19 protein-coding genes are annotated in these 20,642 nt (G+C 40.8%); 15 read left to right on the top strand and 4 right to left on the bottom strand.

All coding sequences use genetic code 11. From position 1 onward, the window contains the following. Window positions 1–277 precede the first annotated feature (277 nt). From HHA41_RS07760 to hisC, 7 genes are all read left to right on the top strand, one after another. Window positions 278–1,732: an RNA polymerase factor sigma-54 gene (locus HHA41_RS07760; RefSeq protein WP_168461255.1), complete on the top strand. Its 1,455-nt coding sequence runs from the start codon at window positions 278–280 to the stop codon at window positions 1,730–1,732. 170 nt (window positions 1,733–1,902) lie between these two features. Then, window positions 1,903–2,235 (top strand): ribosome-associated translation inhibitor RaiA, encoded by a 333-nt coding sequence (raiA, locus tag HHA41_RS07755; protein ID WP_096902101.1) that lies wholly within the window; start codon window positions 1,903–1,905, stop codon window positions 2,233–2,235. A 138-nt stretch (window positions 2,236–2,373) separates the two neighbouring features. Then, window positions 2,374–2,625 carry a BolA family iron metabolism protein IbaG gene (ibaG, locus tag HHA41_RS07750; RefSeq protein ID WP_070155716.1) on the top strand — a complete coding sequence of 84 codons (252 nt, stop codon included), beginning with the start codon at window positions 2,374–2,376 and terminating at the stop codon, window positions 2,623–2,625. Window positions 2,626–2,632: 7 nt separating this feature from the next. Beyond that, window positions 2,633–3,889 (top strand): UDP-N-acetylglucosamine 1-carboxyvinyltransferase, encoded by a 1,257-nt coding sequence (gene murA, locus HHA41_RS07745; RefSeq protein ID WP_168418791.1) that lies wholly within the window; start codon window positions 2,633–2,635, stop codon window positions 3,887–3,889. Continuing rightward, a complete protein-coding gene (gene hisG / locus HHA41_RS07740) occupies window positions 3,889–4,593 on the top strand; it encodes an ATP phosphoribosyltransferase (RefSeq protein ID WP_167846233.1) in 705 nt (234 codons plus the stop codon). The genes murA and hisG overlap by 1 nt, the downstream gene beginning before the upstream one ends. Before the next feature lie 185 nt (window positions 4,594–4,778). Next, complete coding sequence (gene hisD, locus HHA41_RS07735) at window positions 4,779–6,083, top strand: histidinol dehydrogenase (RefSeq protein ID WP_168418793.1); 1,305 nt, start codon at window positions 4,779–4,781, stop codon at window positions 6,081–6,083. Between the two features lie 171 nt (window positions 6,084–6,254). Further along, window positions 6,255–7,346 carry a histidinol-phosphate transaminase gene (gene hisC / locus HHA41_RS07730; RefSeq protein ID WP_168461253.1) on the top strand — a complete coding sequence of 364 codons (1,092 nt, stop codon included), beginning with the start codon at window positions 6,255–6,257 and terminating at the stop codon, window positions 7,344–7,346. Between the two features lie 78 nt (window positions 7,347–7,424). Here the strand turns inward: hisC and HHA41_RS07725 are convergent, their stop codons facing one another. Continuing rightward, a complete protein-coding gene (locus HHA41_RS07725) occupies window positions 7,425–8,762 on the bottom strand; it encodes an anthranilate synthase component I family protein (protein ID WP_168461252.1) in 1,338 nt (445 codons plus the stop codon). Window positions 8,763–9,015: 253 nt separating this feature from the next. On the opposite strand from HHA41_RS07725, the gene HHA41_RS07720 reads away from it, so the two are divergent. The 6 genes from HHA41_RS07720 (at window position 9,016) to HHA41_RS07695 (ending at window position 17,175) form a co-directional block, all read left to right on the top strand. Next, on the top strand, window positions 9,016–10,029 hold the full coding sequence (locus HHA41_RS07720; RefSeq protein ID WP_168461251.1) for a DUF6160 family protein: 1,014 nt from the start codon (window positions 9,016–9,018) through the stop codon (window positions 10,027–10,029). A 193-nt stretch (window positions 10,030–10,222) separates the two neighbouring features. Continuing rightward, complete coding sequence (locus HHA41_RS07715; protein WP_168461250.1) at window positions 10,223–11,056, top strand: C39 family peptidase; 834 nt, start codon at window positions 10,223–10,225, stop codon at window positions 11,054–11,056. A 46-nt stretch (window positions 11,057–11,102) separates the two neighbouring features. Then, a complete protein-coding gene (locus HHA41_RS07710) occupies window positions 11,103–12,245 on the top strand; it encodes a hypothetical protein (RefSeq protein WP_168461248.1) in 1,143 nt (380 codons plus the stop codon). A 12-nt stretch (window positions 12,246–12,257) separates the two neighbouring features. Next, on the top strand, window positions 12,258–13,922 hold the full coding sequence (locus HHA41_RS07705; RefSeq protein WP_168461246.1) for an outer membrane protein transport protein: 1,665 nt from the start codon (window positions 12,258–12,260) through the stop codon (window positions 13,920–13,922). Beyond that, complete coding sequence (filE, locus tag HHA41_RS07700; RefSeq protein WP_168461245.1) at window positions 13,916–15,238, top strand: putative pilus assembly protein FilE; 1,323 nt, start codon at window positions 13,916–13,918, stop codon at window positions 15,236–15,238. Before HHA41_RS07705 ends, filE begins: the two co-directional genes overlap by 7 nt. A gap of 20 nt (window positions 15,239–15,258) precedes the next feature. After that, a complete protein-coding gene (locus HHA41_RS07695) occupies window positions 15,259–17,175 on the top strand; it encodes a flagellar protein FilF (RefSeq protein WP_168461243.1) in 1,917 nt (638 codons plus the stop codon). Window positions 17,176–17,268: 93 nt separating this feature from the next. Here the strand turns inward: HHA41_RS07695 and HHA41_RS07690 are convergent, their stop codons facing one another. Continuing rightward, on the bottom strand, window positions 17,269–17,817 hold the full coding sequence (locus tag HHA41_RS07690) for an NUDIX hydrolase (RefSeq protein ID WP_168461241.1): 549 nt from the start codon (window positions 17,815–17,817) through the stop codon (window positions 17,269–17,271). A gap of 124 nt (window positions 17,818–17,941) precedes the next feature. On the opposite strand from HHA41_RS07690, the gene HHA41_RS07685 reads away from it, so the two are divergent. Together HHA41_RS07685 and HHA41_RS07680 are read left to right on the top strand one after the other, a co-directional pair. Then, window positions 17,942–18,538, top strand: a complete 597-nt coding sequence (locus HHA41_RS07685) for a CoA pyrophosphatase (RefSeq protein ID WP_168418802.1) — start codon at window positions 17,942–17,944, stop codon at window positions 18,536–18,538. A gap of 47 nt (window positions 18,539–18,585) precedes the next feature. Continuing rightward, window positions 18,586–19,116: a gamma carbonic anhydrase family protein gene (locus tag HHA41_RS07680; RefSeq protein WP_168461239.1), complete on the top strand. Its 531-nt coding sequence runs from the start codon at window positions 18,586–18,588 to the stop codon at window positions 19,114–19,116. Window positions 19,117–19,121: 5 nt separating this feature from the next. Here the strand turns inward: HHA41_RS07680 and HHA41_RS07675 are convergent, their stop codons facing one another. Together HHA41_RS07675 and HHA41_RS07670 are read right to left on the bottom strand one after the other, a co-directional pair. Then, window positions 19,122–19,862 carry a type III pantothenate kinase gene (locus HHA41_RS07675; RefSeq protein ID WP_168461237.1) on the bottom strand — a complete coding sequence of 247 codons (741 nt, stop codon included), beginning with the start codon at window positions 19,860–19,862 and terminating at the stop codon, window positions 19,122–19,124. Further along, entirely contained in the window at window positions 19,859–20,629 is a 771-nt protein-coding gene (locus HHA41_RS07670; RefSeq protein WP_168461235.1) for a biotin--[acetyl-CoA-carboxylase] ligase, read from the bottom strand. The genes HHA41_RS07675 and HHA41_RS07670 overlap by 4 nt, the downstream gene beginning before the upstream one ends. Window positions 20,630–20,642 lie beyond the last annotated feature (13 nt).

Below are 20,642 nucleotides of genomic sequence, written 5' to 3'. Positions count from 1 at the left end.
CAGAAGTGAAACCTCTTCGCGCTGATGGTAGTGTGGGGTTACCCATGTGAGAGTAAGTCATCGCCAGCTCATTATTCTAAACACCCTCAACAAATGTTGAGGGTGTTTTTTTATGCTGAAAAAAAGAAAATAAAGAATACTAAAATATCTGTATTAAAAAATATTTATGATTTTAAATTAATCTATGTTATATCTTATAAAATGGCATAAAAATTGCTTATTAGAGCTTATTGGATTAAGTTGTTGAAAATCAATTATTTTAAAAGAGTAGTAAGATATGAAGTTATCGGTTGGACTTAAAGTTGCAAACTCCTTGTCACTGACACCGCAGTTACAACAAGCCATTCGTTTGCTTCAACTTTCAAGTTTAGAGTTAGAACAAGAAGTTCAAATTCAATTAGATAGTAATCCGTTATTAGAGAAAATCGAAGAACAAAGCAGTATTGAAAGCTTATCAACACTCGAAGACCAAGAGCGAGATCAGAAAGATTTAACAAAAGAACTAAATGCAGATCATTTGCCAAATGATTTGCCGGTAGATACGGATTGGGATGATGTGTATACCCACTTACCGACCAGTTTAGGGGCGGCAGAATATGAAGAGCGAGAGGATAATCGTCAAGGCCACTTAGGGCTAAAAGAACACATGCATACGCAAATTAATTTGTTGCATTTTTCGCAAGTTGAACAGTTAATTGCATATTGTATTGTCGATGCTTTGGATGACAATGGTTTTTTGGATTGTGAAGTATCGGAAATTACTACATCGGTGCAGCATCTATTGGCATCTATGGACTACGAAGATGAAGTGGAAGATGACGAAGTTCTAGTGGTGCTGAAACATATCCAGCGTTTAGATCCAATTGGGATTGGTTCACGGAATTTGGCTGAGTGTTTATCTATTCAACTTGAAAGTTTGGCTATAGATGTGCCATACCGTCAGGAAGCGCTACAGTTAATGCAGCATTATGAGCTTTTAATCTCGAATGATTTGCCGAAACTACTGAAGCAAACAGGTTTGAACACTACGCAGTTACAACATGCCGTGGCATTGTTGAAAACATTACAAGCACATCCTGGTACTGCATTTGAAGATCAGGATTCAGACTACCAAATTCCAGATGTGGTAGTTAGTAAAAAACAGGATCATTGGCATGTGCAACTCAATCCAGATGTTGTGCCTAAGCTTAGAATTAATTCCTTTTATGCCAATATGATTAAACGCGCAGATCAAAGTGAAGATAATCAATATTTGCGTAATCAAATGCTAGATGCGAAAAACTTTATAAAAAGTGTTGATGAACGTCATAAAACCTTATTAAAGGTAGCGACTTGTATTGTGCAACATCAACGTGAATTCTTTGAAATTGGCGCAGAAGGCATGAAGCCTTTAATTTTACGTGACGTAGCTGATGAAGTTGAATTACATGAATCGACCGTTTCACGGGTAACGACCAATAAATATATGCTCACTCCACGTGGATTGTTTGAATTGAAATATTTCTTTTCAAGTCATGTTGCGACCAGTTCTGGTGGAGAAGCATCTTCAACTGCGATTCGTGCAAAAATTAAAAAACTCGTCTCTGAGGAAAATCCGCGTAAGCCTTTGTCTGATAATACAATTGCAAATTTGCTGAAAGCTGAAGGTATTGATGTGGCGCGCAGAACGGTGGCGAAATATCGTGAGTCATTAAATATTGCATCATCTTCTGAACGAAAAGTCTTGATCTAATTTTTAAAATCGGTCTATTCTAAGGATTCATTATGACTAAATAATGAATCTTTTTTCTTTGAAGGAATAGTTAGACATGATTTAAAGTGACCTCTACAGTGATCTGTTATTTGGCAATCAATCATGTGAACTATGCCTTCCTAATCCTAATGAAGGTGAGGGATAGAATTATGCAAATAACAATTCGTGGACATCACTTAGCTATCACCCCTGCAATTGAAGAAAATATTCGACTTAAGTTTGCACAAATGACCAAACATCTGGATCAGGTCAATAGTATGCAGGTGAAATTAAGTAAAGATCATCAAATCGATAAACATTCTAAAAAAGGCAGTGCCAATCATATTGCTGAAGCGATTATTCGCTTGCCCGGCACCGAGCTGTTTGCGCAAGCTTGTGCGGATGATATGTATACTTCTATTAAGATGATGACTGAAAAATTAAAACGCCAATTAGAGAAGCATCGGAAGATGCAACTGGACTACCAGCCTTTAGCGATTTAGCCTTAAGGTGGTTTTAAAAGAGGTTTTTGATAAACCTCTTTTTTTATTGCGATAATGTATACGATTAATGAATAATTTTTTCTATTTATAGTAAAATAACAGGTTTTTACACCGTTGGTCCTATAAGAGGTCTTTGTGATGAATAGTGAACAGCTCACTGAAATTTTAAAAGCTGCTTTTCCAGAGGCTGAAGTTGCTGTAAGTGGGCAAGGCGGCAAGTTTGATCTTCGTATTGTAGATAATCAATTTGATGGCAAACGTCCTGTTGCTCGTCAACAAGCTGTGTATGCACCATTGAATAGCTATATTGCCAGCGGTGAAGTTCATGCGGTAACAATTCGTGCAATGACACAAGAAGAATGGCGTAAAGCAAGCTTATTTGGAGCTTAATAGTTTAATGGATAAATTTTTAATTCAGGGCGGTAAAAAGCTCGAAGGTGAAGTGCGTATTTCTGGTGCAAAAAATGCAGCGTTGCCACTTCTTGCTGCAATGATTCTTGCAGAAACGCCAATTACATTGAAAAACGTTCCAAATTTAAAAGATGTAAATACCTTGGTGAAGCTGATTGCGGGTCTAGGCATTACTATGTCCTATGAAGGCGACACAGTAATTGCAGATACTTCAACACTTGATAACCAGTTTGCACCGTATGAGTTGGTAAAAACCATGCGTGCCTCTATTTTGGTGCTTGGCCCATTGGTGGCGCGCTATGGTAGTGCAAAAGTATCTTTACCTGGTGGATGTGCCATCGGCTCACGCCCTGTTGATCAACATCTTAAAGCACTAGAAGCTTTGGGTGCTGAGATTGAAGTTGAAAGTGGCTATGTGCACGCTAAAGTCAACGGGCGCTTAAAAGGTGCTGAAGTGGTTTTTGATATGGTGACTGTGGGGGGGACTGAAAACATCCTCATGGCTGCAGTGCTAGCAGAAGGTGTGACTACCATTCGTAATGCTGCACGTGAACCAGAAATTACCGATTTAGCACAAATGCTGATTAAGATGGGCGCTAAAATTGAAGGCCTAGATACAGATACTTTAGTGGTCACTGGTGTTGAGCATTTGCATGGTTGTGAATATTCAGTAGTCGCTGACCGTATTGAAACAGGTTCATATTTAGCTGCTGCTGCAATTACGGGCGGTAAGGTGAAAACCACGCATACAGATCCTGCATTATTGGAATCTGTATTAGACAAGTTTGAAGAAATGGGTGCAGAAGTCACACGCGGTGACGACTGGATCGAGTTGGATATGACTGGTAAACGTCCTAAAGCAGTAAGTTTTAGAACGTTGCCACACCCTGAGTTCCCAACCGATATGCAGGCACAATTGATGGCTGTGAATGCGATAGGCCGTGGTTTTGCAACAATTTCTGAAACAATTTTCGAAAACCGTTTTATGCATGTCCCAGAGTTGTCACGTATGGGTGCCAATATTCAGGTTGAAGGCAACGATGCTGTCGTGACAGGGGTGGAAAAATTATCTGCTGCACCTGTGATGGCAACGGATTTACGTGCATCGTTCTCTTTGGTATTGGCAGCATTGGCGGCAGAAGGGGAAACATTGATTGACCGTATTTATCATATTGATCGCGGTTATGAAAATGTAGAGCAAAAGTTACAAGGTTTAGGCGCCCAAATTAAGCGAGTAAATTAATGAATGACATGAGAAACGATGATCCTAATTTTGACGTAATGGGCAATTTTGATCATGGTTTAACTTTGGCATTAAGTAAGGGGCGAATTCTAAAAGAAACTTTGCCTTTATTGGAAACTGCGGGAATTAATTTACTGGAAGACCCAGACAAGTCACGTAAATTAATTTTTCCGACTACACACAAGCAGGTACGTATTCTGATTTTACGTGCTTCAGATGTGCCAACTTATGTTGAAAATGGTGCGGCGGATATTGGTGTTGCAGGTAAAGATGTATTGATGGAGCATGGCGCTCAAAATGTATATGAGCCGCTGGATCTGAAAATTGCCAATTGTAAATTGATGACTGCGGGCAAAGTTGGTATGCAGCGTCCCAAAGGTCGTTTAAAAATTGCCACTAAATATGTGAATTTGACCCGTCAATACTATGCCAGCTTAGGCGAGCAGGTTGATGTCATTAAACTCTATGGCTCAATGGAATTAGCACCATTGGTCGGTTTGGGTGATTACATAGTCGATGTGGTTGATACAGGTAATACTTTACGTGCCAACGGTTTAGAGCCGCTAGAAGAAATCTGTAAAGTATCTTCACGTTTAATTGTCAATAAAGCCAGTTTTAAGCGCAAGCAAGATTTGCTCAATCCAATTTTGGCACAACTTGAAAAAGCAGTGGTAGAACGCGAGTTGGCAAAACAATCTGCTTAACTTTGCATCCATCATCCTGCTTTCTCAAAAAACCGTCATTTAATGGCGGTTTTTTCATGTTTGCCATTATTCTATTCTTGAATGATTTTGAACGTGAATTTCCATCAAAACATACTGCTTTCGCCATGTATAGATTCCCACAAAGCCCTAGAAACAAGGTAAACTAAACTTTTCTATCAAACCTTGTGGGTAAATTGATGCGACGTTTATCGACTCAAGATCAAAGCTTTAAACAAGCCTTTGCAGACTTGTTGGCTTTTGAAACTGTCAGTGATCCTGAACTTTTAAAAACTGTAGATCAAATTATTGCTGATGTGCGTCAGCATGGCGATGCTCAGGTTCTTAAACTCACTCAACAGTTCGATCGACATCCAGCGCATCAGTTTTCAGAACTTGAGTTAAGTCAGGAACAGCTCAAAGCTGCTTTTGATGGTCTGACTACAGAAGTCCGTGAAGCTTTGGAGTTGGCTGCGACACGTATTCGTGAATTTCACCAAGCGCAAAAACAAGACGGCTGGACTTATGTAGATGCCTTGGGCAATACGCTTGGACAAAAAGTGACTCCTTTGGATCGTGTAGGTATTTATGTCCCAGGTGGTTTAGCATCTTATCCATCTTCGGTGTTGATGAATGCAGTACCTGCACATGTGGCGGGTGTGCCTGAAATTATTATGGTTGTACCAGCACCGAATGGCGAACTGAATCCACTGGTTTTAGCTGCAGCTTATTTGGCAGGAGTTACCCGTGTCTTTACCATTGGTGGAGCACAAGCCGTTGCAGCTTTGGCCTATGGTACAGAAAGTATCCCATCTGTAGATAAAATTACAGGGCCAGGTAACCGTTTTGTGGCAGCTGCGAAACGTGCTGTTTTTGGTCAAGTCGGTATTGATATGATTGCAGGACCATCTGAAATTTTGGTTTATGCAGAAGGGGAAAATAACCCTGAATGGTTGGCGATGGATTTATTATCTCAAGCCGAGCACGATACCGTGGCGCAATCTATTTTTATTACGCCAGATGAAAAATTGCTGAATCAGGTCGAGCAAGCGATTGAACAGCACTTAGCGAACTTGCCTAAAGCAGAAATTGCCCGCACTTCTATTGCAAATCGTGGGGCATTGGTTTTAGTAAAAGATCGTCAGGAAGCGATTGAACTGATTAATCAAGTTGCGCCTGAACACTTGGAATTGTGTATGGATGAGCCACAAGTGATGGCTGAGGAAATCCGTCACGCAGGTGCAATCTTTATGGGGCGTTATACGCCTGAAGCGATTGGTGATTATTGTGCAGGGCCGAATCACGTTTTGCCAACCTCGGGTACAGCACGTTTTTCATCACCACTTGGCGTGTATGATTTCCAAAAACGCTCAAGCCTGATTATGTGCTCAGCAGATGGTGTGAAATCTTTGGCACGTACTGCAGATATTCTGGCGCAACAGGAAAACTTGGATGCGCATGCGAGATCAGCACGTTATCGTTATCAACCATAAATAAAGAGCCAACCTCTCCCTAACCCTCACTTGCGCTTCATTTTAAAGCAGTGCTTTAAAATTTGCTCAGGAGAGAGAACTTACATTGAAAGAATTAGTTGTCTGCTAAAGCAATATGTAAGTTATGGGAGATTCCTCTCCCTCTGGGAGAGGGGAAATAAGAGAATAAAGATGTCAAATATCACTACAGAACAAATGCGATTTTGGAGCCCTGACGTACGTGAGCTTGAGCCGTATGTACCAGGTGAGCAACCTAAAATCCAAAATTTATTAAAATTGAATACCAATGAAAATCCGTATCCGCCTTCACCTAAAGTGGTGGAAGCGGTACAGCAGGTTTTAGAAAACTCGGCAGATGCGCTGCGTTTATATCCTGACCCAGATGCAAGCGAGCTAAAGCAAGCTATTGCCAAACAGCAACATGTGGCTGTTGAAAATGTCTTTGTGGGCAATGGTTCCGATGAGGTTCTTGCACATATTTTTAAAGCATTTTTTGTTCAAGAGTTGCCGATACTTTATCCTGACATCACCTACAGTTTTTATCCTGTTTACAGTCAGTTCTTTGGGGTAAAAACCAAAGTACTACCGCTAAATGATGATTTTGAAATTGTAGTCGCCGATTATAAGCAAGCCAATGGCGGCATTATTATTACCAATCCGAATGCACCAACCAGTATTGCTTTAGGTTTATCTGCCATAGAAGAGGTGTTGCAGGCCAATCCAAATTCTGTAGTGGTTATTGATGAAGCCTATGTCGATTTTGGTGCAGAATCCGCAGTGAAATTAGTAGAAAAGTACGACAATTTAGTCGTCTGTCAAACGACTTCTAAATCACGTTCTTTGGCGGGTTTACGTGTTGGATTTGCCATTGCACAGCCACATTTAATTGCCGCATTGGAAGCCGTAAAAAATAGTTTTAACTCTTATCCAATGGATCGTTTTGCGATAGCCGCTGCCGTAGCATCCTTTGAAGATCAGGCTTATTTTGAGGCACAATGCCACAAAGTAATTGCTAGCCGTGAGACATTGGTTGCAGATTTAACAACACTGGGTTTTAAGATACTGCCATCAAGTGCCAACTTTATTTTCGCATCACATCCTGAACATGATGCAGGTGAATTGGCTACAGCATTACGTGAACGTGGCATTATTGTGCGTTATTTTAATAAGCCAAGAATCAACCAATATCTACGTATTACCATTGGTACAGACCAACAAAATCAGCGCTTGGTCGACACCTTAAAACAAGATATTTTGGCTTAATTACTTACATTATAAAAAGCGAGTGGATCAAATTATCCACTCGCTTTTTTGTTGATTCAGCTTTTTAATTGAGTTGTATTATTTGGCAGGTGTATACCATGTGTTGAGTAGGTTGAGCATAGCTGAAACTTTGTCAAAACACTCCTGATATTCTGCCTCATAATCTGAAGCAATGGTAATGCCACCGCCCGCCCATAATGAAACATCTTGCTGATATTTTTGAATAGAACGAATAAGGATATTCCAAGAACCTGTGCCATCGGCATCAAAATAACCCATCGATCCACAATATGCGCCACGAGGCGCGCCTTCCAGTTCATCTATAATTTGCATGGCCCGAATTTTAGGGGCACCTGTAATTGAGCCACCGGGCAAGGCCGACATCAACACATTAAAAGGATTAATCTCAGCTTTTAAGGTTGCAGTAATCTCACTGACCATGTGGTGCACTTGATTAAAAGATTCAATATCAAATAATTTAGGTGTTTTTACGCTACCAGTTTCGGCATAAACACTTAAATCATTACGTAATAAATCCACAATCATGACATTTTCAGCTTGATCTTTTTGGGACGTTTGTAATTGAAGTTTAGATTGCTGATCTAAAAGCGGATCATCATAGCGTGGTGTGGTACCTTTAATGGGCTTGGTGGTAATTTTCCGATCTGCTTCAAATTCAATAAATAGCTCTGGTGAGCAGCTTAGAATTTCAAAATCATGGATGCGTAAATAACCTGCATAAGGCGCATTGGTCAGTTGCCAGAATTCTGCGGCAGTTGTTAAAAGTTGGCCCTCAGCTTGGGCTGTAAACTCTTGTGTCAGATTGATTTGGTAGCAATCACCCGCCACGATATAGCCTTGTACACGCTTAAAAGCTTGTTGATAGTCGGTTAAATCCCAGCGTGCCTGACAAGGCGTCATGAGAAGGAAAGGTTTTGACGAGGCTGTTTGATGTATATGGTATGCGATAAAATCATAGATTTCTGCAGCAGATTCATCTGAGCTATAAAAAAACCAACCAGTCGCTTCTTGTTGTAAATAACTTTTAAATTGACCTAAAAATAATGTGGGTTGCTGACGTGCCTGAAAATTAATATGTTGTTGGGCGGCCGCATCATAACTGACAAAGCCCATCACACTACATAAAGCCGATGTATCTGTTGCTGATGAAGAAAGATGCGCAGTTAAATCTAGTGTATTGGCACTACGGATATATTGGTCTAATGCTGTTTTTTCATAGAATTCAAGCCGCTGATTTTGTTGAATACAATAAGCATCTGCCAAAAAAGCAATTCGTGACTGTCCATTATTTTGCAAATAAATACTATGTGAAAGCCCAGCAAGTGCTTGCAAAATGCTTTCCGCTAAAAAACTGGCATCACATAATAATTTTTTAAAATGAAGAGGATAGGACATAAAGCAGAATGGTTGAGAGATTAAAACTGCTATTTTACATCATTGTTGAGAATAAAAACTGAATAACCGTTTATCGGTAAGCCGAGTATTGCGACAAACAGCAGTTGAACAAAAAACAACTCAGATATACCTTTGTATGTGCAAACCGACTACTCAAGGAATGTGTGTTAGTGTTGTCCTCATCAAATAAAAAAACAATTACTAGCACTGAGTGGTAAAACCAAAAAAATAATACTCTCGGGAGAGTAACAAGATGAAAAAATTTACTAAACTTGCTTTGGTATCATCAATTGCGTTAACTACAAATGCTATGGCAATGCAGGCAATGGACGATACTGCATTAAGCGCAACTACTGGTCAAGATGGTTTAAGCATCGGGATTGGTATTTCTAAAGTAGAGATCGAAAAGCTTTTTATTCACGATAACGATGGTTTGGCTGCAAAAGGTGCTGCTGGTGACCTAGGTTTTGGTGGCACAGGAACAGCTGGTGCAATTGTTATTAAGGGTAATGGTCAAGGGGATACAGCCACTAAAGGTGTCGTGATCGGCGCAAACTATGACGATGCTGGTAAATATTTATTAGACTCTCGTAACTTAGCAGACTTGGTCATTGATACAGATGCGGGTACAGGTGCCAATGGTGCATTTATCAACGTTGCAGCACAAGTATCTGGTTTAGATATTCAAATTGGTGAAATTGGTGTAACTGCTTCGGGCGAGCAAGGTGTTGGTGATAATGCTGATTCAATTCGTCGTGGTGGTGTTGATACTAATTATAACGCAATCCTATCTGGTTTAACTCTAAAAACAGGTAAAATGGATGCCAATATTCAATTAGGTGCAGCGCCACAAGGGGCAATGATTAAACTTGATACCACAATGGTGGGCGGTTTAGAAATTAAAAACCTAGGTATTTTAGATAACTCAACGAAATCAGCTGACCGTGCTGCAGGTGAAATCTTTATTGAAAGCATTAAAGTTACTGATGCAACTAAAAAAGACTTAACGTTAAAACAAGATATTAGTATCATTGGTAAAGACGATGCTAGCAATGGCTATATTCAAATCATTAGCCATGGCGGTGCTAAAGATAACTATATTAAAGGTATTCATTTAGGTAGTTATGATCGTACCGCTGGTGCTGTACAAACAACTTCAATTGGTGACATGGAAATCCAAGGCTTGCAAACTTATTATGGCGCACCTGCAGCGATGGGTGGTGCAGGTTACCAGCAAGGTGCAAAAATCACCATTTCGGGTCACTAATTTAAACACTGAAAAAGCGCGTGAATTCACGCGCTTTTTTTTACAAATAAACTCATGAGTACGCAAAAAAATAAAGAAAGCACTGTTTTTTTTTCTATAAAACGAGTATCTTTCTAAATACAAGGAAGTAGAGTGAAAGCTCTAAAATAAAAATATCAGGCAGGTATTGCCGAGAACTAAAAAGTAAAAATATATGTTAGAGATCGCTTTGGGCTCGGCATTGATCTATTACGCTGCCACGCAAGCCTTTGATTTAAAAGAACAGCATCCAGAAGCTGTGCACTATACAGAAACTTTGGATTCTAGAAATAATTCATTTACCCGTATGCATAGAGAACCTGTGCAAATTAAACCTGCTTTAGAAGATCAATTCCGTGGCATTGTACGCCAAGCCTATGACTATAGCTGTGGTTCTGCAGCATTAACGACTTTGCTCAATGGTTATGTTGGCACACAACTGAACGAACAACAGACCATGAGTGGTTTACTTCGTTATGGAGAGTATGAGCGAATTATCGAGCGTCGTAGTTTTTCATTGTTAGATATGAAGCGCTTTGTTGCTGCTTTGGGGCTAGAGAGTGGGGGGTATCGTGGTGAATTTGAAGATTTAGTTAAGCAAGGGCAGCCTGCAATTGTGCCAATTTCTTATGCAGGTTTTAAACATTTTGTGGTGTATAAAGCCTATAAAAATGGGCGGGTTTATGTGGCTGACCCAGCTTTGGGCAATATTAGTTTTGATGAAGAACGTTTTAAGGACGTTTGGGAAAACAACACCCTGTTCTTAATTAATGTAGCACCTCAGCATCGACAAAATATGTTGGCATTACATGAAAAAGATTTGCGTCATGTTGAAGATACTACCGTGAATCGCTATGCCTTTGTCGATATTCAATATCCACAATTTGCCATGGAAAAAATTGCCGATAAAGCATCGACTATACGTTTAGAGCGTAATTTAAATAAAGATTCTGAGAATTATGGACAGTATGAGCATCGCTATTTAAGACTCTACTACAAAAACAAATAATGCATTGTTCACAACATACAAAAATAAAAAATGGAAGGGGTAAATCATGGATCGTAAATGGATGAATAAAACCTTATTGGCGCTTAGTATCCAAATGATAATTGGGGTAGCGTATGCTGCAGAAGAGCCACAGCTAGGGGAATATGAAACAACAGCTGAACAACAGGCTGAAGTATCAGAAGCAACAGCTGAAGTTTCCGCCACAACAGCTGAAACAAACAGTACCGAGGCGGTAGAGACTCCAACAAATGGGCAGCAGGCCGTATCTTCAGCATTGCAGCAACAAGAGGGTGATGCAACCAAAGAGGCAAACTTAGAAGAAGTCTTTACCTCAAATGAACGTCAATATTCATTGATGAAACAGGGTGAAATCTCATCTTACTACGACATTGATTATACCTATTATCGTGATACCCAACTTGATCTTGAAATGGCACAGGGTCAATTATATCAATTACGTGTTCAAGAGAATGCTACTCACGCTTTAACCAATACCTTTACTGCACAGTATGGCTTGCGTGACAATTTGACCTTGTCGGCATCTTTACCTTTAGTGGCAAAAACAGATTTATTAAAAGATACTACAGCTGCAGGTTTAGGGGATATTTCATTAGGCGCACGTTGGGAGCCGTTCCCACTTAAAGCAGGTCGTTTGCCTTTAATTTTATTTGCCAACCTTTCGACCAAGACTGGTGATAGCCCGTATGAAATTAACCCCATCAAAGATTTGGCTACAGGGAAAGGTTATTACTCGGTCGGTTTTGGGGCAAGTACCCGTAAATATATTGATCCTGTGGTCTTGTTTGCCTCAGCTTCTGCCAACTATGGTTTAAAAGAAAGTGGCTTAAACCAAATTCGTGGTGGGCGCATTATTGAAGAGTTTGAACCGGGTGTTAGCGGTGGTTTTGCATTTGGTTTTGCCTACTCGTTTAATTACGATGTGTCTATGACTATGTCATATCAGCAAAGCTTTAATACTGGTTCTGAATTTTTTTATGAAGGTGATGAAAGTTATTCACCAGCCGATCAAACCAGTTCAACTTTAGCAATTTCACTCGGGGTGCGTGTATCACCAGAAACCATCGTTAATGGTACGGTGGGTATTGGTTTGACTGAAGATGCACCAGACGTGTCACTTGGTTTGTCTTTCCCATTAGATATTCTCGGTTTTGGTAAAAAAATTCGCTAAGAGGCTAGTCGCATGAAAATGATACGACTTCGCCCGTTAGTGACCGCTATTTTACTATCGGGCTGTTCGGGCGCTGCATTTGCGCAGCTTGGGCAAAACTTATCTGTAGATATTCGCTCTTTAACCATGGGGAATGCAGTTACTGCCGATCCACCTGGTATTAGCGCTATTCACTTTAACCCTGCAGCACTGACTAAAATTGAAGGTCTACAAACTGATGTGCAAGGGGTATTGGCACATTTTGATGTGCAGCGCGAGCTTTCTGTACCTGCTGGTTATGATGTTTTTGGATACTCTGATGACCCTGTCGTGTGTAATGATGGGCCAGAGATCATGGCAGATTTCTGTACCGACTTTAAGGGGACAGTACAGGCAGATGTAGAGTATCCGACCCTTTATGTGCCTATTCTGAAAAAGTTTGTGGATTTGGGTAAGGGCATGCCGTTGGCAGCTCCAACCAATGGGATTGCCTATAACCCTCCAGGGTCAAAAGTGACTTTTGCCACGGCACTGTATGCGCCTTTAATTGCAGGCTTTGGCGCAGAAGATGGTAACCCAGGTAATTTTATGGGGCAGCAAGTTGCGCTAGAGCGTATTACTTATTTGTCACCATCCATCGCTTATCAAGTGAATGATGAGTTGTCGGTTGGGGCTTCCATTGGTATGTCTTATCAAGCCATTGCCATGAACACCGATTTACGTTTCCCGAATGAGTTGATCGGGATGTTGCGTATGGTGGATGAGGTCGTTTGTACCCCATTTAAAGAAAACTCAGACATTATTACTGATATTTTATTGCTCGGTATTTGTAATGCTGAAGAAGGGATGAACCCTTTTTCTCGCTTTGGACAAATGCAACTGGCAGTCGAACAGAGTCTGAGCCCAAGTTATAACTTGGGGATTCTATGGGAACCAACTGAAGATTTTAGCTTTGGTATGGTGTACCAAAGTGCCGCTAAAATGCGTTTAAAAGGCAAATATCATATTGATAACTCTAAAGCACCACGAGAGTTAATCAATGGTTTGATGTCATCTCCGACAGGGCAAATTCTAGCGGCGATTCTTGGCTTTCCAAGCTATATTCCAGCCAGTGAATCTGGTTTGGTATCTATGGATTTTGAATATCCTGCGCACTTTCAGGCGGGGATTAAATACAAAGTCATGCCTGATTTACAGGTGAATTTTGATGTCGGTTGGACAGATTATAAAGCTTGGGATAAATTTAAATTTGAGTTTGATCGTCAAATTTCTGCCCTTAAAATTGCAAAACTACTTTCAGAGCATGTTTCTGATAGCTCTTTGGCTTTGCCGCTTGAGTTTCAGTCGCCATGGAGTTGGGGAATTGGTGTTGAATATTCAGCAACCGATCGCTTAAAACTACGTGCGGGTTATGAACCACGTGGCAGTGCCATTCCTGATAATAAACGTAACACCATGGTACCTATCAACAATGCGCGTTTGTTTGGTTTGGGCGTAGGTTATCGTTTTGATGCAGATACAGATTTAGATTTATCGATTGGCTTTTTACAGAGTAAGGACAAAATACCTGCTAATACCAGTAGCTTAGCCAACAAAGAAGGCGTGAATAACTTATTATTAAACCCTTATGCGGGGCTAAACGTAAAAACAGATACCAAAATTACAATTCTTGGATTGAGTTATAGAACACGATGGTAAGTTCAGTACAGAAAATAAAACGGACTTTATTTTCAAAGTCGATTGTGTTGCTGCTCGCCAGCACAGGATCGGTGTGTTACGCCAATCAGTTTTACACCATTATTGGGCCAGATGGTCGTCCGATTGTGGTGCAGCGTAATGCCGCAGAAAAAAAGAAAACCATAGCCGAGCTGGAAACAGCACAAAAACAAAAGAAAGAGCAGCAAAAACTGGCTCAACCCGTTGTTCAAGCTGTGCCTACACAACAAGTGATACCAGCCACCTCACCACAACTTAAAAGTGCATCGGAAAATGCTGCTCAAAAGACTCTCAAAGAGCAAATACAAGAAACTGCACCAAGCTCTAAAGTTGTTGTTCAGCAAGCAAGAACGATGCAACAGCAGCAAAAAGTACTCGTAACTCAAGATGTTGAACAATCCAAGCCATCTTTAATTGCAGAGAAAACTGACATAACCTCAAGCACACAGAAGCTTGTAAAAGCATCTAGCGTAGATGTTGCGAAAACCAAGCCAAAAATATCGAGTGTAATCGGCTTGGAAGAAAATTCTGCATCACCTCTTTCTCAGTCTGCAATTGTGGTTGAGGCGAAAGCTGAAACAGATGCGACATCATCAGGTTTTATGGAGATGGCGGGTGAGAAATATGTCAAGAGTGAATATTTAGAAGACCAAGAATTTAATTTAGAAGGGAAAAAGCGTTTTTACAGCATGCCTGAAGGGGTAATTGATACGAAGCATGGTGGTGGTGCACGTATGCAGGTGGTTGAGCGTGAACGAGGTGTGAATCGTTCTGTTCTACAAAAAATTTTCCAAAAGAAACCAGTAATTGAGCCACAAGCAATTGTTTTAGCAGCAGACTATTATCGTGTGTCCCATGCAGAAGCAGTAGCTAGTTTGGGGCAAAGTTGTTTTACTGAAACTAAAAAAAACAAAGCCAAAGTTTTAAAAGCACAACAGGATTTAAACTTATGGCCGCGCGCGCCACTTACTGAAAAGTTTGATTATGAGTTGGTCAAAGTATCCGATTCAATTCAGAACATACAAATCAACTCTTATGCGACTAAACAAAATAACCCGACTTTTTATTGGCCATTTGTGGTATTTCTAGATCAGAAAGGTTGTGTGATTGAAGGTGCAGGCGGCTTTAGAAATCAGGATACTGCCAGCAATGGATTACGCCATGAGGTTATTGAAGGTATTATTCAGCTGCCTGCAAACAGTCATTATTTACTCTTAACCCCATTGGCTTCTGCGGTAGATATGGAACATCGAGCGCTCAGTAACCAAGGACAATTAAAACTCATTGCGATACGCTAACAAAAATAAGAGAATTCAGGATGAAAATTAGACAGATTTTACCTTTTGCGAGTACGGCATTGCTGGCAGCTTTAAGTGGTTGCGGTGGAGAAAGTGCCAACATTAATCCAGAACCAAACACTGTAGCCTACGTGAATGGAAGTTGTGCCTCGAATACTACAGACTGTGTCGAGTTTGCGTTGGATTATCCTGTGGATGGTTTGAATTTTACCTGTAGCAGTGATACCAGTAAAACCTACATCACCATGATTGAGCCGAAAAGTAATGCGGCAACAGGTAAATGTAGTGAAGGAGATAAAGTCCACTTCTTTATTCAGGAAAAGACCAATCAATATATTGATTTAGGGACAGTATCATTGTCTGATATTGGAATGGTCAGTACTGCAGGTGCGGGTTATCCACGTTTAAGTGTGTTAGATATGGCACGTGGATTAACAGGACGCCAAGCAACGAGTTTAAGTAGTAGTGACGAAACGATACAGGTCGCGACTGCAATTGTACGCTTGCTACAAGCACTTTCTGTTGAAGGTGGAGGAACCATTGCAGGTGATATTCAGCCTTTAACGATTACGACACTCAAAAAAGAACAATTGGCAAATATTGCTGAGTCCGTTGAGGTTGGTGACTATCGTTCAGGGGCTTATGCCAGTATTTTACGCCCGTGGGTAGATGTGTCACAGGTATCTCAAGATGATGCTTATCAAGCATTAAACACCTTGGTTTACATGAATAACTCGGCATCTTATCAAGCTAACTATCCAATTTTAGCCAAAGAAGATTCACAATTGCCACAAGGTTTATATGGCTGTAATTTGGCAGACTGTAAATCTACGGTCGCAGATTTGAAACACCTCATTGGGCAGTATCAACTGATCACAGACCGTTCAGGATATACCTTTGGATATGGTATGCAGTGGAAAGGTGCAGTGTCTGCAAACACCATTAACCCAATTTTAACTGTGAGCGGTGAATTGATTCGGAAAGTTCGTCCTGATCGTATGGTGGCAGCACCACAAACTACATGGGTCAACCCATTGAATAAACGTATTCAGGGGCCATTTCATTTTAGTGTGAATGACAATGCGGCTGATGATTTTAAAATTACCCAAGGTAAGGTGTTCAATGATTATTTAATTGCGGGTACGGAAGGTTTTTATAAATTATTGACCAAATCTACAACAGCAAATCCTGCAGATTATGGTCAATGGCAGCAAACTATTGGGACGGATCAGTTTAATGGTTCATTTGATGCCTATAAATTTTTTCCAGTGAACTTTTTAGATAATCGTGTTTTTAAAACCGTGAAAAATGTGAATGTTGGAAAGTCTTATATTTTCCCTTTATATGCGACCTTAACTTTCAATTTTGCGAATAGCACGGCTACGCCAGTCAAACTGGGAATTGTGCTGGATGAACATGGCAATATTCGGACAGATATTGGAGCAAATGCAACGGAAACAGACATGTCGGGTGAGTGTGCAACTCTGAGTCAATCTGAAGCAAATTTGGTAGATACAAATGGTATCACTCAACATCGTATTGGAGTTTTAGGTACAGCTGATGTAGATAATAAGGCCGTAACGTTGCGTATGATATTGGCCAATTCACGTTTTCAGCAATTGGATGGAGCTGTGATTGGTTTAAATACCAAAATTGAACAGGTGGAAGGGACTAGCAATCAAAGTATCGTAGTGGGTGGGGCTCGTGCCAATATTGGCAATTTGGTGGCTGGAAATTCGACTCATATCACCTTGTCAGACTTTAGTGGTTCTACGGTGCATTGGAGTAATATTTATAATGCACAGTTAGCGACTTACGTGAATCAGAGCACAAATCAAGCTTCTGAAGCTGATCAGGCCTTAAGTAAAATTCAAGGTGGTACCGTAAGTATGGCGGTGGCAAGTTGCGATCAGGAGGCAAATAAAGTCCGTACCTAATCGCTTCATCATGTTGAAAACAATAAGCCCATCTTGACGATGGGCTTATTTTTTAACTGTTTGTTACTCGCTGTGGAATTAAAGCTTTCATACTTAACCCGTATGATCGGTACGAGAACCTAATGTTTCTAAATGTGTGGTGAAATGATTGTTCTTTCGATCTGCAAAGTAGTGTTGCAAAGTTCTTTCTACACTCGGGAAAGCCAGTTCTGACCACGGAATTTCATCTTCGCTAAATAGGCGTGATTCAATGGTTTCCTCACCTGCACCAAATTGACCATTCAACAATTGCGCCTTGAACAGCACATAAATTTGTCCAATACGCGGAATGTTGTACATACAATACAGTTGTTCAATCTCAATTTCTGCTTCGGCTTCTTCACGGGTTTCACGTGCTGAACCTTGTTCCATGGTTTCAAACATTTCCATGTAGCCCGCAGGTAAAGTCCATAGACCATAACGTGGCTCAATGGCACGGCGGCACAACAAAACTTTATTTTCCCAAGTGACCAAGGCACCGCAAATGACTTTAGGATTGACGTAATGAATCGTGCCACAGGTACGACATACCTGACGTAGTTGTTGATCGCCAAGCGGTATTTTAGTTATTGTTTTTTGCCCACAATTGCCACAAAAGTTCATATTGATCGTCATTGCCGAAGGGAGTTCTCAGAATAACTGAAAATTTCGACTTTGGCATCCTCTCTATCTATTGCTCGTGCATTTCAGCTATGATGAAATAATAAAACAAGGAGAACAATAAAGTATGTTTGATCATTCGCTCACGCATCTATTACAGCAACGTTTGCGCTTTTCCAAAACACTAAGAGAAGCGCATGCTGCGGTATTGATTGCAATTACAGATGAGCATGATCCTAAAGTACTGTTAACACGCCGTTCTACTTTATTAAATAACCATGCAGGTGAAGTGTCTTTTCCTGGGGGGAAACGCGACCCGCAAGATACCAGTAATATTGTGGTGGCATTGCGCGAGGCACAGGAAGAAACTGCGTTAAATCCCTTTGATGTGCAATTGATCGGCGACTTGCCTATGCAAAAAGCCCGTAATGGGATGTTGGTTAAACCTGTGGTGGGGCTCATCTCTCCAGAAGTTGAATTAATTCCACAACCTTCAGAAATTGATCGAATCTTTTTTGCATCGTTGCAGCATTTGATGGAAGCACCACCCATGCCTTATGAGGTGAATTTTGCTCAACAAAAATTATACTTTCCGAGTATGCAAGTTGAAGATGAAGTGGTTTGGGGTTTAACTGCGCGCATGTTGGTGTCCTTGTTTGAATACGGTCTGGATTATCGTAAAGAATGGCCGTTCTTACTGAACTCACCCAAATTTAAAAAATAAGCTGACTTTATAACAAATACCGACATTTACACTCAAAGGAAGGAATCATGCTGTATAAATTTCAAGGTTATGCACCTAAAGCCTTACAACAACCATGGGATGGCTGGGTGGCCGATAATGCCACAGTGATTGGTCAGGTAGAGCTTGGACAGAAAGTTAGTGTCTGGTTTGGCGCGGTGATTCGAGCCGACAACAGCAAAATCAAAATCGGGCATTTTAGTAATGTGCAGGAAAATGCGGTTTTGCATACCGATGCAGGCATTGAAATGAATATTGGTGATTATGTCACCATTGGGCATCAGGCCATGCTACATGGTTGTACCGTGGGTGATAATAGCCTGATAGGCATTAATGCTGTGGTGTTGAATCATGCTGTGATTGGGAAAAATTGTATTATTGGTGCCAATGCTTTAATTCCTGAAGGCAAAGTCATTCCAGATAATTCTGTGGTGATGGGCTCACCAGGTAAAGTCGTGAAAACTTTAGATGAGTCGGCTGCAGCGCGTTTAAAAATGAGTGCTTTGCATTATGCAGAGCACTTTCCGCATTTTGTGAACTTGGAGCCTGCTACGCTTTAGGGCGTCTATTCTGTTGCCATAGGTGCGTATTCAATATAACGCTGCAAACCTTTTAGCAATAAATCTTGCTCGACTTGTGGTTGATATTGCTGCAAAAACTTGGCAAAGAGCGGGGCATCGCCACCTGTTAAAATTAGTTTGCGTGGCGATTGTCGAATTACATGTTCAATGGTGCTAAGTAAACCCAATAAAATACCATGATGAACCGCGTCGATGGTGCTGCGACCAGGGGTGAGTTCATCGAAGGCCGCATCTGGAATTTTAATGCCTTTGGTATTTTGAATGAGCGCATCACGTTGTAAATACAGATTCGGTAAAATGTAGCCGCCTATATGAGTTAATCCATCAGCTAAATCAATAGTCAAAGCTGTACCACAACTGATGACACAGTAGTTTTCTTGTGGATCATTGGCGACAGCAAGTACTTGCAGCCAGCGGTCAATCCCAAGTTGCTTGATGTCATATTCACAGTGCAAGCCTGCATAATCTGCATGTACTTTGGCATAAATCACAGGTACATTCAGAGTCTTTAAAATCAAATGAATGCGTTGGTTGTTCTTCTGATCTTGTACTGATGACACGCCGACTTTATGTACATTTAGGCTTTTAAAATGTTGAATTAAACCAAGTAATAAATCGGCAGGGGATTGCAAATGCAATTCTGCTTCATGCTCGATCACACGTTCATTCTCAGTTACCCAGTACTTCAGGCGGGTGTTACCAATATCTAGCCATAAATTTTTCATGATGTTGACTCGGTGGCTGAATTGAGCGGACGTAACCGACCTTGATAAAAAACTTCGATACCTTGTGTGGTTTCAATTTGCACCGCACCATCATCCTGAATACCTAAAAAAACACCCTCACATGTGCCTTTGAAGTGTTCAAATTCCACCTTTTGTTGTTTGAATGCTGCATAGTGATTAAAGCGGGATGCTAAATTGTAGCAATCATGATTAAACCAGTCGCAGGCTTGCTGGATAGCAAGATAAAGTTCTGCAACTAAACTGACACGGTTTATTGAGGTTAAACCAAGCTCGGTCAGAGATGTGGTTTTTTGATCAATGACGGGTGAGCTGACAGGTGAAAGATTGAGTCCGACACCGACGATTACTTGCTGAGCCGAAATTGGCTCAATTAAGATGCCGCCCCATTTGCCTTGTGGGCTGTATAAGTCATTCGGCCATTTTACTTGTAGATCAAGCGCCTCTAGACTCGGCATTTGCAAGATATTTAACGCAACTTCTAAAGCTAAACACCCATTTACAGGTGTTCGTAAATTTAGCAATGTGCTTAAATAGATGTTCCCTTCGGGTGATACCCATTGCCGTTGACGTTGTCCTCGACCATGCGTTTGTCTGGTACTACAGACCAAGACACTCTGCACACCTTTTTGTGCAATTTCCCGTACATCATCATTGGTAGACGTGGTAATCGGCTTCAGGATGAGTACTTCTGGAAGCTGACCTGCTTCTGTGAGTTGTTGTTGCAGTTGTCGGGTTTCTACATCCATACGAATTTACAAA

Source organism: Acinetobacter sp. A1, assembly GCF_012371315.1.
GTDB lineage: Bacteria > Pseudomonadota > Gammaproteobacteria > Pseudomonadales > Moraxellaceae > Acinetobacter.
This window is presented reverse-complemented; position numbering and strand designations above follow the sequence as displayed.

Bases quoted from the DNA above. Each gene is read 5' to 3' on its own strand.
- HHA41_RS07760 (WP_168461255.1), top strand. From the start codon at position 278: ATGAAGTTATCGGTTGGACTTAAAGTTGCAAACTCCTTGTCACTGACA.
- raiA (WP_096902101.1), top strand. From the start codon at position 1,903: ATGCAAATAACAATTCGTGGACATCACTTAGCTATCACCCCTGCAATT.
- ibaG (WP_070155716.1), top strand. From the start codon at position 2,374: ATGAATAGTGAACAGCTCACTGAAATTTTAAAAGCTGCTTTTCCAGAG.
- murA (WP_168418791.1), top strand. From the start codon at position 2,633: ATGGATAAATTTTTAATTCAGGGCGGTAAAAAGCTCGAAGGTGAAGTG.
- hisG (WP_167846233.1), top strand. From the start codon at position 3,889: ATGAATGACATGAGAAACGATGATCCTAATTTTGACGTAATGGGCAAT.
- hisC (WP_168461253.1), top strand. From the start codon at position 6,255: ATGTCAAATATCACTACAGAACAAATGCGATTTTGGAGCCCTGACGTA.
- HHA41_RS07725 (WP_168461252.1), bottom strand. From the start codon at position 8,762: ATGTCCTATCCTCTTCATTTTAAAAAATTATTATGTGATGCCAGTTTT.
- HHA41_RS07720 (WP_168461251.1), top strand. From the start codon at position 9,016: ATGAAAAAATTTACTAAACTTGCTTTGGTATCATCAATTGCGTTAACT.
- HHA41_RS07715 (WP_168461250.1), top strand. From the start codon at position 10,223: ATGTTAGAGATCGCTTTGGGCTCGGCATTGATCTATTACGCTGCCACG.
- HHA41_RS07710 (WP_168461248.1), top strand. From the start codon at position 11,103: ATGGATCGTAAATGGATGAATAAAACCTTATTGGCGCTTAGTATCCAA.
- HHA41_RS07705 (WP_168461246.1), top strand. From the start codon at position 12,258: ATGAAAATGATACGACTTCGCCCGTTAGTGACCGCTATTTTACTATCG.
- filE (WP_168461245.1), top strand. From the start codon at position 13,916: ATGGTAAGTTCAGTACAGAAAATAAAACGGACTTTATTTTCAAAGTCG.
- HHA41_RS07695 (WP_168461243.1), top strand. From the start codon at position 15,259: ATGAAAATTAGACAGATTTTACCTTTTGCGAGTACGGCATTGCTGGCA.
- HHA41_RS07690 (WP_168461241.1), bottom strand. From the start codon at position 17,817: ATGAACTTTTGTGGCAATTGTGGGCAAAAAACAATAACTAAAATACCG.
- HHA41_RS07685 (WP_168418802.1), top strand. From the start codon at position 17,942: ATGTTTGATCATTCGCTCACGCATCTATTACAGCAACGTTTGCGCTTT.
- HHA41_RS07680 (WP_168461239.1), top strand. From the start codon at position 18,586: ATGCTGTATAAATTTCAAGGTTATGCACCTAAAGCCTTACAACAACCA.
- HHA41_RS07675 (WP_168461237.1), bottom strand. From the start codon at position 19,862: ATGAAAAATTTATGGCTAGATATTGGTAACACCCGCCTGAAGTACTGG.
- HHA41_RS07670 (WP_168461235.1), bottom strand. From the start codon at position 20,629: ATGGATGTAGAAACCCGACAACTGCAACAACAACTCACAGAAGCAGGT.